This window comes from Acidimicrobiales bacterium (assembly GCA_016794585.1).
In the GTDB taxonomy this organism is placed as follows: Bacteria; Actinomycetota; Acidimicrobiia; order Acidimicrobiales; family DATDAH01; genus JAEUJM01.
Genome location: JAEUJM010000001.1, coordinates 183,676 through 199,408, shown reverse-complemented (window position 1 = coordinate 199,408; position 15,733 = coordinate 183,676). Strand labels below are relative to the sequence as shown.

Below are 15,733 nucleotides of genomic sequence, written 5' to 3'. Positions count from 1 at the left end.
CGGCGGGTGACCACCGACACCCGCTCGATCCCGCCGACCGAGGTCCCCGCCTGGGACCACGAGGCCGACGTCGTCGTCGTCGGCCACGGTGGCGCTGGCGCCTCCGCCGCCATCGAGGCGGCCCGTGCCGGCGTCGACACCCTCGTGCTCGAGCGCCAGACCCGCGGCGGCGGCACCACGGCGCTCTCCACCGGCGTCATCTACTTCGGCGGGGGGACCCGGGTGCAGCAGGCCTGCGGCTTCGACGACCCCGTCGAGGAGATGATCAAGCACGTGCGCCTCGCCGCCGGCCGCAACGCCGACGAGGAGAAGGTGCGCCTCTACTGCGAGGGCAGCGTCGAGCACTTCGAGTGGGTCAGCGCGCTGGGCGTCGACTTCGCCGACTCGTACGCCGCCGAGAAGTCCACCCACCCCTTCGGGGAGGAGACGCTCTACTACAGCGGCAACGAGAAGGTGCACCCGTTCGTCGAGCACGCCGTCCCCGCGCCGCGCGGCCACAAGCCGGCCCGGCCGGGCGAGGTGGGCGGCTACCTCATGGAGTTCTTCCTCCAGGCCACCCACGCCGCCGGCGCCCTCGTGGTCAACGAGTGCCGGGTCGAGCGCCTCGTGCAGGACCCGGCCACCCGGCGGGTCGTGGGCCTCGTGGCCGACCACGACGGCACCACCATCCACGTCCGCGCCCGCCGCGGGGTCGTCCTCGCCGCCGGCGGCTTCATCATGAACAAGGAGATGCTGGCCGAGCACGCGCCCGATCTCCTCGACTGCAACTGGGAGGCGGCCTCCCCCGCCGACGACGGCCTCGGCATCCGGGTGGGCCAAGGTGCGGGCGCCGACGTGGCCAACATGAGCGAGGGCCTCGTGGTCAACGCCATCTACCCACCGGGGACGCACTGCATGGGCGTGCTCGTCAACGCCCAGGGCCAGCGCTTCATCAACGAGGACGCCTACGTCGGGCGCACCACCGACGCCATGCTGCGCCGGGCCGACGGCCGCTGCTGGATCATCCTCGACGACGACATCCACGGGCCCACCCAGGCGTTCCACAAGGTCGCCGCTGTGGAGAACACCATCGCCGAGCTCGAGGCCGCCCTCGGGATCCCGGAGGGCCAGCTGCAGCACACGGTCGAGACCTACAACCGCTTCGCCGCGCAGGGCGAGGACCCGCTGTTCCACAAGGCCCCCGAGTTCCTCCGTCCGCTGGGCGAGGGCCCCTACGGCGCGCTGGACTGCACCACCGCCAGCTCGATCTACGCCGGCTTCACCTTCGGCGGTCTCGCCACCAGGGCCTCCGGCGAGGTGCTCGACACCGCCGGCGAGCCCATCCCCGGCCTGTACGCCGCCGGACGGGTGGCCGCCGGCCTCCCTCTCGAGGGCCGCACGTACGCCTCCGGCCTGTCCATCGGCGACGCCACCTTCTTCGGCCGCCTCGCCGGCCGCCACGCCGCCGCCGCGCCACCGGAGGCGTAGTGCCAGCAGGGACTTTGGTCCCTGGCGTCACTGCGTGGCGCGCTCCTAGAGTGCGCGCCCATGAGCGACAACGTCTACGACGGCCCGGCCAACCTCGTCACCAGCGTCGGTGACTCCTTCGCCACCTGCCACCTCGTCGCCCAGCTCGAGGGCGACGGTTGGAAGGGCGAGATCACCGACATCCTCTTCCGCACCCAGATGGTGCCGTTCCCGCTGAATGACTCGGAGTGGTTGCGCATCGACGGCGTCGAGGGTCAGCCCGTCCTGAAGGTCGACGTCGCCGACGCCGCGGACGACACCGCCAAGGTCTCCGCCGAGGGCAACCCCTTCGGATAGGCAAGGGGCGCCCGCCCTTGACGTCAGAAGGGCGCAGCGAGGCTTCCGAGGAAGCCACCGACGGGCGTGAAAGCGCTCACCCGGTCGTTGACCCCGCTGTCCACCACCCACAGGCTGCCGTCGGCGTCCACCGCCACACCGCCGAGCTCGTCGAACTGACCTGGGCCCGTGCCCTCGGTACCGAAGACGATCTTCAGCGCCCGATCCGCGATGCCGAAGCCCTGCACCCGATCGGGTGAGCCCGCCGGGGCGTCGTCGGTGACCCAGATCAGCCCGTCGACCTCGACCCCCGACGGCTCCTGGAACTGGCCGAGACCGCTGCCCGGCCCACCCACGTAGCCCATGGGCTGGCCGGACTGCCCGAATCGGGCGATGCGGTCGTTGCTGCCTCCGTCGGCCACGTACACGGTGCCGAGGTTCCCCAGACCGGCGGGGACGACGTCGACGTCGTAGGGCTTGTCGAACTGGCCGAGTCCCGAGCCCGTGGTGCCCCACGCCCCGAGCCAGGTCCCGTCGCTCGAGAACCACTGGATGCGATCGTTGCCGGTGTCGGCCACCCAGATCCCCCCACCCAGCGGGTTCACGGCGACGCCGTGGGGACGGTCGAACTCGCCGTTCCCGGACCCCGGGGCGCCGAAGCCACCGAGGTGGACGCCGGTGGCCGAGAAGTGCTGGATCCGGGAGTTGCCGGTGTCGGCCACCCAGATGCTCCCGTCACCGGCCACGGCGACGTCGGTCGGACCGTCGAGCTGCCCCGGGCCGCTCCCCGACCGCCCGAAGGCCAAGGGGTTCGCCCCGGTCCGCGTGATCCGATCGTTGCCGGTGTCGGCCACGTAGACGTCCCCGTCCGAGGCCGCAGCCACACCCCAGGGATCGACGAAGCCGAGCGGGTCCGGGCGCGCGAGCGCGGCGTCAGCGGTCGACGTGGTTCCGGCGGTCACCGCGACGGGGTCGGCATCGCCGAACCAGGCGGCATCGGCGAAGAACTCGTAGGCGTGCAGGCCGAGGGTGTCCACGAAGCCGACGACGTACGACCCCGTGCGGAGCCCGTCCACGAGGTAGTGGCCGTCGGCATCGGTGAGATCGCTGCCCACGAGCGTGCCGGTGCTGTCGATGACCGCCACCCAGCCGCGCGGGACGGGCTCACCGGATCCCTGGTCGGTGAGCGTCCCACCGACCGCGCCTGTCGCCCCGTCGGCGGCCAGTTCGACGTCCGCGGTGCCGGTCGCGCCCGGCCCGATCGCCACGGCGTCGGCCGACGCGAAGTCGGGCTGGTCGTCGAACCACTCCGCCCGGTGCCCGCCGGTGGGGTCGATCACGAACGTGCGGTAGTTCCCCGGGGCCACGGCCAGGGACCACGCTCCCGTCTCGTCGGTGACGGCGCCGCCGGCGAACTGCCCGTCGGTGCCCACCACGGCCACCCAGGCGTCGGACACCGGTCCGCCCCCGCTCGCCGTCACGGTCCCCCCGAGACCGGCGCCGGTCCCGGCGGGAGCGACCGCCGCCAGCGACTCGTCGACGGTCGCCGTGTCGCCGGCCGACACGGCGACGAGCCCGGCGTCCGCCGGGTTCGTGGCGTCGGCGTGGTACTCCACCCGGTGTGCGCCGCCCGGGTCGATGACCGCGACCAGGTAGTCCGCCGGCGGCAGTCCGCTGATCGAGTACCCGCCGTCGACGTCGGTGACGGCGCCGGCCACCGGCCCGCCGTGGTCGAGATCGATGACCGCGACCCACGCTCCCGCGAGGGCGCCACCACCTTCGCTCGAGATGGTCCCCGCCAGCGTGCCGAAGCGCGGTGTCGGTGCCAGCGAGGCGTCCGCCGTGGCCGTGGCCGCGCCCGCGGTGACCCAGGGCGAGCTGTCCGGGTCCCCCAGCACGACGTCGTCGAACCACTCACCGAGGTGCTCACCGTCGGGGGCGACGAACTGGAGCTTGTACCGACCCGGAGGCAGGACCAACCGGTAGCTGCCATCGGCTCCGGTCACCGCTCCGTCGGCCAAGTGGCCCTGTTCGTCGATCGCCACGGTCCAGACCCCCGGCAGCCGGTCCCCGCTGTCGTCCTCGGTCACCGTGCCGGCGATGGCGAAGGAGTAGTGGCGGATGTGGACGGTCTCGTCGATGCCGACGCCCTCGACCGGGTGCGCCGCCAAGGCGTACACGGAGCCCCCAGGTGCGGCGGCGAGCTCGTCGACCGGCGTCTCGACGGTCCCCAGCTGGGTGCCGGCGGGCGAGTACACCGAGAGGCGGTCGTCTCCCGACCACGCCACGTAGACGTTGCCGGCGACGTCGACATCGACGCTGGTGGGGTCCTCGCCGGTCAGGGTCCCGAGGAGCGTGCCCGAGGTCGAGTAGGCGCGCACCTCGTCGAGCGACGGGAACGTCAGGTAGAGCGTCGTACCGGACGCGGCGATCCCGTCGGGCACGTGGCCATCGGTCGGGAACGAGCCGGAGCGCGTGCCGTCGGCCTCGAAACGACCGACGCCGGCGGTGCCGATGGTCACGTTACCGATCCCATCGGAGTGGGTCTCCGGGTGCTCCACGACGTACGTGCGACCGTCGGCCGCGGCGGCCATTTCCCCGTACCCTCGCCCGTTGGCGTCGAACGAGTCGAGCAGCGTGCCCGACGGGCTGTACCGATCGACGACCGGGCACCGGGTCACCGCAAGGCTGGCGGGCACGCACGGTCCGCCGGGGTCCGCCCGTCGACCGGAGGTGAGGACGTCGCCGCCGTCAGTGACCTCGAGCGGCCCTGCGCCGCTCTCACCCGACTGGTCGAGGTCCCACGACGACGTGACCGTGCCCGAGAGGTCGTGAACGGCGACCGAAGGAGCGCCCGTGGGCCACGCCTCCCGGCTCACGAGGACGGCGCCCCCCGGATCGACGTCGATGCCGCCGGCTCCCGGACGGACCTCCCATTCGTTGAAGCTCCGCGGCGTCCGGACCCCGGACACCGCCACGGCAACGGCGTTCGACTCGACGGAAGCGGTCTGGTCGCTGTCGACGGTCGCCGTGTGGACGAACGACGGGCTGTCGGCGGGGTCGGCGACGTGCGAGCAGGTGACCTCGTGGACCGCGCCGGCGGCCAGGGAGCCGATCGGCCCCGCGCAACGGGGCACGGTGGTGTCGGTGACGGTGACGCCGGTCAGCCCCGTGGTTCCGGGGTTGCGGACGGTCAGGGTGTAGCGGATGCGTTCGGGCGGCGAGGCGGTCCGCCGGTCGGCGCGCAGCACCACCTGCACGAGGTCCGCGGTCGCCGGCTGGTACTCCAGGACGGTGTGGCTGAAGGGGCGCTCGGCGAGCGCCAGCAGCCGCCCGTCCGGTGTCGCCGCGACGGCGGTGGCGTCACCGAGCACGGTGCTGCTCACGAGCTCACCCTCTGGGGTGTAGCGGTCCATCGAGGCCCCGGTCGTCACCGCGATCGTCCCCCGGGGCTCGACCGTGATGCGCCCGGCACTCGCCTCCCACGCGGCCAGGCTCACGCCCTGGGGCGAGTACCGACGCAGCTCGCCGCCACCGCCCACCACGACGTCACCGTCGGGTGCGACCGCGACGTCGTCGGGCTCGTCGAGGCCGTCCTCCCAGCCCCCGAGCAGCGCCCCGGTGGCGCTGTGGTGCCAGACGCGGCCGTCGGCCACCCACACCGTGCCGTCCGGGGCCACGTCGATGCCGTCCGGTGAGCTCACCTCGCCGACGTGGGTTGCACCCGTCGCGAATTGGGACACGTAGTCGCCCTCGGCGGTGAAGCGCTTGATGCGGTCGTTGTCCTGGTCGACCACGTAAACGTCGCCCGACGGCGCGACGGCGACGTCCACCGGGCGGTCGAGCTCCTCCGCTCCCGACCCGAGCGTGCCCCACTGGTCCTCGAGGGCCTGCGCCGCGCTGTACCGCAGCACGCGGTTGTTGTTCGTGTCCGCGACATAGACGGAGCCGTCTCCGGCCGCAGCGATCCCCAACGGCCAGAACAGGTCCACCGTGTCGGACCACGTCGAGATCAGCGCGGGCGGGGGCTCGTTCGTCCCGGCGCCCACGGTGACCGGAAGCGTGGCCACCACGACCGCTACCGAGGCGGCCGCGTACGCCACGCGGCGTCGTGTCCTCCCCCCTGGCACACGGGCATCGTCGCATCGCCCCGCTCCGACGACAACGCCGACCGCCCGGGACGAAGCCCTCGTCCCGTCGGCCATGGCAGCCCGCCTAGAGCGCGAAGCAGTTCAGCGTGATGGCGCGGTGCGCCAGGGCGTCCTGGATCCCGCTGTAGACCATCCCGTCGAGGGGCAGGCCCACGTGGCCGACGGCCCGCAGCGGGCACTGCTTCTGCAGCTTCACGTTGGTGTTGTTGCCGTCGTTGTTCAGGAACGACGTGGTGTAGGGCTGCACGATGCCGTCGTTCACCGAGGCGATGTTCGTGTAGCTGACGTTGCCGATGGTGTCGTCGCCGGCGTTGAGCGCGGCGAGGAAGGGCGAGCCGATGGTCATCTGTCGACACGCCACCACGCCGGCGCACGAGCCGAGGCCGAGCAGCGTGAGGAGGTTGGCCACCGCCGCGCCGTAGTGGGGCGCACCGAGGCTGATGGCGCTGTCGACTTCGTTCGCGCCGCCCCGGTACTTGAGGTAGTGGCGGATGACGAGCCCGCCCTGCGAGTGGCCGATCAGGTCGACGCGGGTCGCACCGGTGCGGGCCCGCACCTGGTCGGCCTTCTGGTTGAGGTTCTGGGAGATGGCCCCGATGTCGCCGAGGCCGCTGCCGGGCAGGCCGAAGATGGTGACGTCGTACCCGCTGGCCCGGAGGCGGGCGGCAAGGGGCTCGTAGTAGACGCTGGCCAGGGTCTGGCCGGCGAGCGTGCCGGCCACGATGATGACCGGGTCACGACCCGCCGCAGCGGCCGCGGGGCGCGGCGACGCCGACGCTGCTGCGGTCGGGGCGAGGACGGCCACGAGCCCGGCCACCAGCACCGCTCCGATCAGCCGCCGTCCACGCATGTCGCCTCCCCGTCCGGCTCCCGTCGAGCCGGTTGACGTCGAAACGCTACCGGCCGGCCCCGGGCGGGCGCAGATCCAACGGGCGCTGGTTGATGACGAAGGTGGCCGCGTCGGACAGATAGGTGAGGAGCTCGGCCTTGGTGTCGTCGTCGGTCGCGCCCGCCTCGACCGCCGCGGTCATGTGGCGCACCCAGGCGTCTCGCTCGCGCTCGCCGATCACGAAGGGCAGGTGGCGGGCCCGCAGACGGGGATGTCCCCGCTCCTCGCTGTAGGTGCCAGGACCGCCCCAGTACTGGCCGAGGAAGAGCGCGAGGTGGCGCTTCCCTGGCTCGAGGTCCTCGGGGTACATCGGGCGCAGCACCGGGTCGTCGGCCACGCCCTCGTAGAAGCGCTCCACGAGCGCGTCGAACCAGGGCTGGCCCCCGACCCGGTCGTAGAGCGTGTCGCTCACCGCATCAGGTTGCGGGCGCTGTACACGGGGAGGTCGAGGTAGGTGAGCACCCCGGGGTCGGCGTCGCAGACGAGCGGGATGGCGTTGATCACGTGCATGGCGGTGGCGAGGCACCCGGCGTGGTTGTGGTCGCCGACGTGGGACGACACCGACAGCTCGATCTTCATGCACGGCTCGCCGTCCACCTCGATGCGGTAGCCCGCGCCTTGCGGCCACTCGGGGGCGTCCCCGTCGCGCAGGCGGGTGACGTGCTCCACGACGATCCTGGCCTCGCCGCCGACCATGCCGCGGATCTCGAAGCGCATGCCCGAGATGGTCCCCGCGGGGATGGGGCCCGACGCGATGGTGAAGTCCTCGTCGGCGGTGATGACTTCGTGCCACTCGGTGATCTCGTCGAGCTCGACGCCGAGCGCCTCGGCGACCAGCGCCACCACTGGCCCCCACGCCAAGGCCGTCGAGCCGGGCGAGAGCAGCAGCGACTGCGACGGGTCGGTCTTCCCGAAGCCCATGATCTCGAACATCGTGAACGGGTTGTCCCAGGTGGCGTAGTTCACGATCTCGGCCATCCGGACCGTGTTCACCTCCTTGCAGAGGGCCAACGCCGGGATGGTGACGCCGGCGTTGCCGAAGCCCGGGTCGATGCCCGACGTGTAGAACGACGTGCCGCCCTCCAGGCAGGCCCGCTGGAGCTGGTCGTGGAAGCCCGCTTGGCGGGGGAACAGCAGGGGCACGAACGACGTGTTGACCACGTTCTTGCCGCTGGCCAGCATCCGGCACAGGTCGTCGACGACCTCACCGGGGCGGACGTCGGAGTGGGCCATGTAGCAGACGCAATCGGCATCGGAGGCCAGCAGCGCCTCCGCGTCCTGGGTGGCGGTGACCCCCAGGGGCTCGACCCCGCACAGCTCGCCGGCGTCGCGGCCGGCCTTGTCGTCCGAGTGCACCCAGAGCCCGGCCAGCTCGAGGTCGGGATGGGCGGCGATGGCCGGGACGGCGTGCACCCCCACCGTGCCGGTGGCCCACTGGATGACTCGGTAGCTCACTGGTTCCCCTTTGTCGGTCGGGCGCCCAACCTACGAGCGGTCCCGCGGGGTGTCTACTCGCCAGCACTAGCGTGGATCCCGATGCCAGAAGGGGACGACGCCGGGCCCGAGGACACGCCCTCCACGCCGGACGTCCCGGACTACGACCGCATGCCCCGGTGGGTCCCCCGGGCCATCGCCCTGTTCTTCGTGGGCATCATCGCCCTCGCCACCACGGTCTGGCTCATCGGCAAGCTCCGGGAGCTCCTGGTGATGTTGCTGGTGGCACTCTTCCTGTCGTTCGCGCTCGAGCCGGCGGTCAACTGGCTCCAGGCCCGGGGCTGGCGGCGGGGACCCGGCACCGCCGCGGTGTTCGCGATGTTGTTCGTGGCCGGTGGCCTGTTCGTCTACGCCATCGGCTCGCTGTTCGTCGACCAGGTGCAGAACCTCGTCGACCAGGCCCCCGAGTACGTCGCCGACGTCGAGGACTGGGCCAACGACACCTTCGACGCGGACATCAACACCGACGACCTCACCGAGCAGATCCAGTCGGGGTCGGCCAACGACATCGCCACCGGGCTCGCCGGCAACGTGCTGAGCGTCGGCGCGCAGGCGGTCGGCGTGCTGTTCCGGGGCCTGACCATCTTGTTGTTCACCTTCTACCTCGTGGCCGACGGGCCCCGCCTCCGCCGCTCGATCTGCTCGGTCATGCGCCCCGATCGCCAGCGCGAGGTCCTACGGGTGTGGGAGATCGCCGTCGACAAGACCGGCGGGTACATCTACTCACGCGGCCTGCTCGCCTTCCTGTCCGCGGTGTTCCACTACCTCGCCTTCCTGCTCATCGGCGTCCCCTTCCCGCTCCCCTTGGCCATCTGGGTGGGCGTCCTGTCGCAGTTCGTGCCCGTGGTCGGCACCTACCTCGCCGGGGCGCTCCCGCTGGTCATCGCCCTCATCGACCAACCCATCGAGGCGCTCTGGGTGCTCATCGCCATCGTCGTGTACCAGCAGGTCGAGAACTACCTGTTGGCGCCACCCATCACCGCCCACACCATGGACATCCACCCAGCCGTGGCCTTCGGCGCGGTGATCGCCGGCGCCAGCATCCTCGGCCCCGTCGGCGCGCTCCTGGCACTGCCAGCCGGGGCCACCCTCCAGGCCTTCGTCTCCACCTACGTGAACCGCCACGACGTGGTCGAGACCCACCTGACGAAACCGCCACGCGAGAAGAAGCGGCCCTTCCTCACCATCTTGTCTTCACTGCGCGACACCCCTCGCAACAGCCCCCACGTCCCGGGCGACGAGGCCGACTGAGCGCGCTGCAGGACCTTTCACATCTTTTCATTGCTTTTCATGGCCCTTCCGTTTACGGTGATCCTCGTGCGATCGAGGCCCCGGAGCCATCGTCGCCGCCGGCTCCGGCGGGGCCACCGTCCCCTCCAAGCGGTGTCCGCCCCCGGCCTCGACGCACCGTCCCCCGGGGCGGGCGCGCCTCCACCACCCGCGCCCGCTCCGGGGCCTCCCCACCGCTGCTGGGGCAAGGCCGCCGTGGCCGTGACCCTGGTGGTCCTGGCCATCGCCGGGCCGCGAGACGGCGAACCGGTGCCGGGGGTCGGGGAGCAGCCCGCCGTGCGCCCACTATCGTCCTAGGCGTGCCCGGTCTCGACGACGGCGCGTCGGCGGGCGCCTCCAGCGGTGACGATGCCGACGCGCCCGAGGATCCCGCCCCGGTGCGGGGTCCCGGTGCTGCGGCGGGGTCGACCCCGTCCACGCGGTGGTCGATCTGGCGGGCCCTGTTCCTCCTCGCCAGCCTCCTCACGCTCTACGTGCTGTTCCCCCGGGTCGCCGAGGTGCTCTCCAGCGCCCCCGAGCTGCGCACGGTCAAGGTCGAGTGGTTCGCCGCGATCGCCATCCTCATGGCGTGCAGCTTCCTCTGCTCCTGGGCGCTGACCCGCTGCGCCCTTCCGCAGGTGAGCTGGTTCGTGGCCGGCACCGCGCAGCTGGTGTCGAACGCGGTCACCAAGGTCATCCCCGCCGGCGCCGCCGTCGGCGGCGCCGCCCTCTACCGCATGCTGTCGGTGGCCGGCATCGAGAAGGCCGAGGCCGGCTCCACCCTCGCGGCCACCTCGCTCATCTCCACCGCCACGCTCAGCGCGCTGCCCGTCGTCGCCGTCGGCCTGGCCTTCTTCGGGGCGCCGATCCCCCAGGGCCTGCTCCTGGTGGCCTGGGGCGGGGGCATCCTGTTCCTGCTGCTGTTCGGCATCGGCTTCGTACTCGTCACCACCCAGCAACCGCTCATCGTGGTCGGCGGGTGGGTCGAGCGCATCGGCCGCTGGGTCGCGGCCAAGCGGCACTGGGAGACCTACCCCCGGGCCGAGGGGTTCGTCGAGCAGCGCGACCGGGTGGTCGCCGCCCTGGGGCCGCGCTGGAAGCGGTCCCTGGCCGCGTCGGTGGGCAACTGGACCTTCGACTACCTGGCCCTCGTGGCCGCCCTCCGGGCGGTCGGTGCCAGTCCCCGCATGTCCGCGGTGCTGCTCGCCTACGGCGCCGCTGCGGTCCTGAGCATGATCCCCATCACCCCGGGGGGCCTGGGCTTCGTCGAGGGTGGCCTCGTGGCGTGCCTCACCCTGGCCGGCGTGGAACCCGCCGACGCCCTCCTCGCCACCTTGGCCTTCCGCCTCTTCTCGTACTGGCTGCCGCTGCCTGCTGGACTGGTCGCCTACCTGGCGTTCCGGCGGCGCTACGGCCCGCTGGGACAGATCCCCATGGACGACGACGACTCGCCCAGCCCGCTCGCTCCCGCCACCCCTTGAGCGTGAAAGCCCGTTCGATCGGGCCCTACGGATCGAGCTGCTACAGCAGGAAGCGTCCGCAGATGGGCCAGGGCTGGGCCCCGCGGGCGGCGTAGAGGGCCTTGGCGCGCGCGTCCTGCTCCCACGGGGGCGCGTCGGACGGTAGGCCGACGCCGCCCACGGACTGCCACGTCTGGAGATCGAACTGATACGCGCCATAGAAGCCGTTGCCCGTGTTGGCGCCGTAGTTGCCGCCCGACTCGCAGCGGCGCAGCGCCGCCCACTTGTCGAGACCGAGTGCGGCGGCGTCCCGAGCAGCACGCGCGGCCGCCTCGGCCTGGCGCACGCCGATGAGGGTGATCTCCGCGAGCTCGAGCTCGCGCTCGGCATGGGGGATCTCCTGGCGGGCCTCCTCGAGGCGCTGGTCGAGGCGATCGAGCCGCTCGACCGTGCGCTCGACGTCGTCGGAGGTGCCGTTGCGCAGCTGCTGGAACTCGCGTGCGACCCGGCGGGTGTCGATGCTCTGCTCGGCCAGCATGGTCTGGCGCCACAGGAGGTCGCTGGCCTCCTCCGTGTCGGCCAGCAGCTCGATGCTGCTCTCGTTGCCGCCGCTCATGTAGGCGGCGACCGACAGCTGGCGGGCCTGACGCCGCTTCGACCGGAGCTGCTCGGTGAGTGCCAGCTCGTCGGCTTGGAGGTCGCCGAGCTCGGCCTGCGCGTCCACGATGGCCGCTTCGGCCTCCCGCACGGCGGTGTGGGTGTCGGCCAGGTGGACGCGGGCCTCCTCGACGCGCTCTTCGGCCTCGCCGACGGTCAGCGCCTGGGCGGACGGCGCGAACGAGACGAGGGCGCCGACCATGGTCCACACGACCGCGACGGTGGCCGCGGCGAGGCCCCACGGTGGCACGGGCGCGCGCCGTCGCCGATCGAAGAGCTGGGGGCACGGCGCCGGAACCCCCGTGGGACCCTCCGACCCGTGCGGCTGATCCGCAGGCCGCACCGGGAACAAGGTAGCGGGCCGCCAGGGGTGCGTCATGGTCGCGCCACCCCGCGCGACGCACGTCCGGGCGTCACCGGGGTAAGAAGGTGGAGGACGCTGCACCATCGGCACCTCCGGTGCCCGGCCGGGCCGAGAGAGGTCATCCGGATCCTTGCTCGGGTACGAAGTGCCCTGTGCCGAGACAGAGCGAGAAACCCCACCGAGGAAGGCCATGACCCACCTGATCCAGTTGCGGCACCTCGCCCTCGCCGCCATCTTCAACCCCCGGTGGGTCGGCGCGACCACCGGTCACCGTTAGGAACCTCACCCCGTGCCCTCCCCCCACCGCACGCTCACGTCCGGCGACGTCCGCAGGATCGCCGAAGAGTGCTTCTCACCCCCCGAGGGTGTCGCACCCGGTGAGCACATCGGCCTCGAGTTGGAGTGGCACACCATTGCCGCCGGCCGCCCCGGTGAGCGACTCGACCTCGACGCACTGCGCGCCGCCGCCACCGGGCCCGGGCCCTTGCCCGCCGGGGGCACCCTCAGCTTCGAGCCCGGGGGCCAACTCGAGCTCAACACCGCCCCGCTGGTCGGTCTCGACGACGTGTGCGCCGCCGCTCACCTCGATGCCGCCGAGCTGAGCCGGCGGTTGGAACGCGTCGGAGTCGGACTCGTGCCCATCGGCCTCGATGCCGGCCGACCACCGCACCGGGTGCTGCACACCGGCCGCTACGACGCCATGGAGGCGGCCTTCGACGCCAAGGGTCCCCACGGGCGGCGGATGATGTGCAACACCGCGGCGTTGCAGGTGAACGTCGATCTCGGGCCCGGTGACCCCGGTGTCCGGTGGCGCCGCGCCCACGCCCTCGGGCCCACCCTGATCGCCCTGTTCGCCAACTCGCCCTTCGGCGCGGAGGGAGGCGTCGGTCGGCCGAGCGGCTGGGTGGCCAACCGCCTCGCCACGTGGTGGGGCATCGATCCGACCCGCACCGCGGCGCCGACCCTCGACCCCGATCCGGCCGAGTCCTGGGCGCGTTACGCGCTGGACGCGAACGTGCTGCTGATCCGGGGTGCGACCGACGACCAGGCGACGGCCGTGCGCACCCCGTTCCCCTTCGCCCGGTGGATGGAGGACGGTCACGAGCAGGGGTGGCCGACCGTGGACGACCTCTCGTACCACCTGACCACCCTCTTCCCGCCCGTACGGCCCCGGGGGTGGCTCGAACTGCGCATGCTCGACGCCCTCGACGCCGACACGTGGCCCGTCGCCGTGGCCGTGCTCGTCGCGCTCCTGCTCGACCCGGTCGCCGGAGAGGCCGCCGACGACGCCACCCGGTCGACCGCGGACCAGTGGGAGCGGGCCGCCGAGGTGGGCCTCGCCGATCCCGCCCTCGCCCGCGCCGCCGACGCCTGCATCGCCGCGGCGCTCGACGCACTGCCCCGCCTCGGAGCCTCCACCGGGGCCGGTGAAGCGGTCGCCCGGTACGCCGAGCGGTACGTCGCCCGTCGGCGCTGCCCGGCGGACGACCGCCTCGACGAATGGCACCGCACCGGCCGCCTCCTGCCGGCCGGGACCCCCTGCGATCGCGAGCCGGCATGGGCGAGCTGACCTCGATTCCGACCCTCCGTGCCGCCCAGGTCGCGGCCGAGCTCGAGCGCAGCCGCGTCCGCACCCTCGCCCTGGTGGACGCCCTGGACGATCACGAGCAGCTGCGCCAGCAGTCGCCGCTGATGTCGCCCGTGGTCTGGGACCTCGCCCACGTCGGCAACTACGAGGACCTCTGGCTCGAGCGCGCCCTCGGCGGCCCCCCTCCCGCCCACCCCGGGTACGACGACCTCTACGACGCCTTCCGCCACCCGCGCGCCGACCGGCCGGCCCTCCCGCTCCTCGGTCCCGACGCGGCCCGCGCCTACGTCGCCGAAGTGCGGGCCCGGGTGTTGGATCGCCTCGCCGGCCTGCCGGGCGACGACCCCTTCGCCCCGGGCGGCGACCCCCTCCTGGCCGGCGCCTACGTCTACGGAATGGTGCTCCAGCACGAGCACCAGCACGACGAGACCATCCTCGCCACCCGCCAGCTCATGGGTGAGCGGGCGACGCCACCCGCGGGCACCACCCCGGCGCCCGCAGTCGGCGTCGAGCTTTCCGACCAGGTCCTCGTGCCCGGCGGGACGGTGGTGCTCGGCACCGACCTCGATCCGTGGGCGTACGACAACGAGCGGCCCGCCCACGAGGTCGAGGTGGCGCCGTTCGCCATGGACGTCACCCCCGTCACCAACCGGGCCTACGCCGCCTTCATCGCCGACGCCGGCTACGACGACGAACGCTGGTGGACACCGCAAGGCTGGGCGTGGCGCACCGAGGCCCAGCTCGAGGCGCCCCAGTTCTGGGAGCGCGACGGCGACGGTTGGGCCGTCCTGCGCTTCGGGGAACGGCTGCCCCTGCACCCCCTCGAGCCGGTGCAGCACGTCTGCTGGTACGAGGCCGACGCCTACGCCCGCTGGGCGGGCAAGCGCCTGCCCACCGAGGCCGAGTGGGAGTGCGCCGCGGGGTGGGACCCCACCACGGGCACGGCCCGGCGCTACCCCTGGGGCGACGAGGCCCCCACCGCCGCCCACGCCAACCTCGGCCAGCGCCACCGCGGCCCCGCCGCCGTGGGCTCGTACCCGGCGGGCGTCAGCCCGAGCGGCTGCCACCAGCTGATCGGGGACGTCTGGGAGTGGACGTCCTCGGACTTCGTCCCCTACCCCGGGTTCACGCCCTTCCCCTACCGGGAGTACTCCGAGGTGTTCTGGGGCGCGGAGTACAAGGTGCTGCGGGGCGGGTCGTGGGCGGCGGACCCCCTCGCCGTTCGGGCCACCTTCCGCAACTGGGACTACCCGATCCGCCGCCAGATCTTCGCCGGCTTCCGCTGCGCCGCCGACGTCGAGGCCGGCAGCTGACCATGTGCCGCCTCTTCGCCTGCCTCGGCCCGCCCGCCACCCTCGAGGCGCTCCTCGTCGACCCGCCCCACGGGTTGGCCCATCAGGCCTGGGCCCCCGAGCAGCAGGTGAGCGGAACCGTCAACGCCGACGGCTTCGGGGTGGGCTGGTACGACCTCGCCCGCCGTCCGGAACCGGGAGTGCACCGCACCACGCTGCCGATGTGGGCCGACCGGTCCTTCGCCAGCTTCAGCGGGTTGGTCGCCTCGACCGCGGTGGTCGCCGCGGTCCGAGGCGCCACGGCCCCCGCCCCGACCGAGGCCAGCGGCACGCCGCCCTTCACCTCGGGCCCGTGGCTGTTCGCCCACAACGGAGCGGTCGAGGGCTTCCGCCGCGGCGTCGGCGCCGAGCTCCGCCGCCTCCTCACCCCGGAGCAGGAGTCGGCCATCCTCGGGGCCTCCGACAGCGAGGTGCTGTTCCACCTGACCCTCGCCGCCCTGGCCGCCGGCGCCTCCCCCGGCGACGCGCTCCGCCGGGTCGTGGCCGAGGTCGAGCAGCGCTCCGGCGGGCGTCTCAACCTCGTCCTCACCGACGGCCGCACGCTGGCCGCCACCCGGGTGGGCGACTCCCTCTGGTGCCTGGCCGACGGCGAGCGCACCGTCGTCGCATCCGAGCCCAATGACACCGATCCGCGCTGGCGGGAGGTGCCCGACCGCTCCGTGGTCACCGGCACCGCCGGTGCCCTGGACGTCGAGCCCCTCGCCCCTCCCGCCTGACCACACGCACC

General features: G+C 72.9%; 12 protein-coding genes. 7 read left to right on the top strand and 5 right to left on the bottom strand.

Features of this window, described 5'->3' with window-relative positions; all coding sequences use genetic code 11:
- Positions 1 to 6 precede the first annotated feature (6 nt).
- Both JNK12_00820 and JNK12_00815 read left to right on the top strand, forming a co-directional pair.
- Positions 7 to 1,467, top strand: a complete 1,461-nt coding sequence (locus JNK12_00820; protein ID MBL8774433.1) for an FAD-dependent oxidoreductase — start codon at positions 7 to 9, stop codon at positions 1,465 to 1,467.
- A gap of 60 nt (positions 1,468 to 1,527) precedes the next feature.
- Entirely contained in the window at positions 1,528 to 1,803 is a 276-nt protein-coding gene (locus JNK12_00815) for a hypothetical protein (protein ID MBL8774432.1), read from the top strand.
- Between the two features lie 23 nt (positions 1,804 to 1,826).
- Here the strand turns inward: JNK12_00815 and JNK12_00810 are convergent, their stop codons facing one another.
- The 4 genes from JNK12_00810 to JNK12_00795 form a co-directional block, all read right to left on the bottom strand.
- Positions 1,827 to 5,885 (bottom strand): carboxypeptidase regulatory-like domain-containing protein, encoded by a 4,059-nt coding sequence (locus tag JNK12_00810; protein MBL8774431.1) that lies wholly within the window; start codon positions 5,883 to 5,885, stop codon positions 1,827 to 1,829.
- 112 nt (positions 5,886 to 5,997) lie between these two features.
- The gene (locus JNK12_00805; GenBank protein ID MBL8774430.1) at positions 5,998 to 6,783 is read right to left on the bottom strand and encodes an alpha/beta fold hydrolase; all 786 of its coding nucleotides are present in this window, start codon (positions 6,781 to 6,783) and stop codon (positions 5,998 to 6,000) included.
- Between the two features lie 46 nt (positions 6,784 to 6,829).
- Positions 6,830 to 7,234 (bottom strand): globin, encoded by a 405-nt coding sequence (locus tag JNK12_00800; GenBank protein ID MBL8774429.1) that lies wholly within the window; start codon positions 7,232 to 7,234, stop codon positions 6,830 to 6,832.
- On the bottom strand, positions 7,231 to 8,277 hold the full coding sequence (locus tag JNK12_00795) for a hypothetical protein (GenBank protein ID MBL8774428.1): 1,047 nt from the start codon (positions 8,275 to 8,277) through the stop codon (positions 7,231 to 7,233). Before JNK12_00795 ends, JNK12_00800 begins: the two co-directional genes overlap by 4 nt.
- Positions 8,278 to 8,358: 81 nt before the next feature.
- On the opposite strand from JNK12_00795, the gene JNK12_00790 reads away from it, so the two are divergent.
- Positions 8,359 to 9,567 carry an AI-2E family transporter gene (locus JNK12_00790; GenBank protein MBL8774427.1) on the top strand — a complete coding sequence of 403 codons (1,209 nt, stop codon included), beginning with the start codon at positions 8,359 to 8,361 and terminating at the stop codon, positions 9,565 to 9,567.
- A 338-nt stretch (positions 9,568 to 9,905) separates the two neighbouring features.
- Complete coding sequence (locus tag JNK12_00785; protein ID MBL8774426.1) at positions 9,906 to 11,066, top strand: flippase-like domain-containing protein; 1,161 nt, start codon at positions 9,906 to 9,908, stop codon at positions 11,064 to 11,066.
- 40 nt (positions 11,067 to 11,106) lie between these two features.
- Here JNK12_00785 and JNK12_00780 read toward each other — a convergent pair whose 3' ends face one another.
- Positions 11,107 to 11,952 carry a transglycosylase family protein gene (locus tag JNK12_00780; GenBank protein ID MBL8774425.1) on the bottom strand — a complete coding sequence of 282 codons (846 nt, stop codon included), beginning with the start codon at positions 11,950 to 11,952 and terminating at the stop codon, positions 11,107 to 11,109.
- Between the two features lie 403 nt (positions 11,953 to 12,355).
- On the opposite strand from JNK12_00780, the gene egtA reads away from it, so the two are divergent.
- From egtA to egtC, 3 genes are read left to right on the top strand one after another with little or no spacing between them, the layout of a single operon-like run.
- Complete coding sequence (gene egtA / locus JNK12_00775; GenBank protein MBL8774424.1) at positions 12,356 to 13,636, top strand: ergothioneine biosynthesis glutamate--cysteine ligase EgtA; 1,281 nt, start codon at positions 12,356 to 12,358, stop codon at positions 13,634 to 13,636.
- The gene (gene egtB, locus JNK12_00770; protein ID MBL8774423.1) at positions 13,624 to 14,967 is read left to right on the top strand and encodes an ergothioneine biosynthesis protein EgtB; all 1,344 of its coding nucleotides are present in this window, start codon (positions 13,624 to 13,626) and stop codon (positions 14,965 to 14,967) included. Before egtA ends, egtB begins: the two co-directional genes overlap by 13 nt.
- Before the next feature lie 2 nt (positions 14,968 to 14,969).
- Positions 14,970 to 15,722 carry an ergothioneine biosynthesis protein EgtC gene (gene egtC, locus JNK12_00765; protein MBL8774422.1) on the top strand — a complete coding sequence of 251 codons (753 nt, stop codon included), beginning with the start codon at positions 14,970 to 14,972 and terminating at the stop codon, positions 15,720 to 15,722.
- Positions 15,723 to 15,733 lie beyond the last annotated feature (11 nt).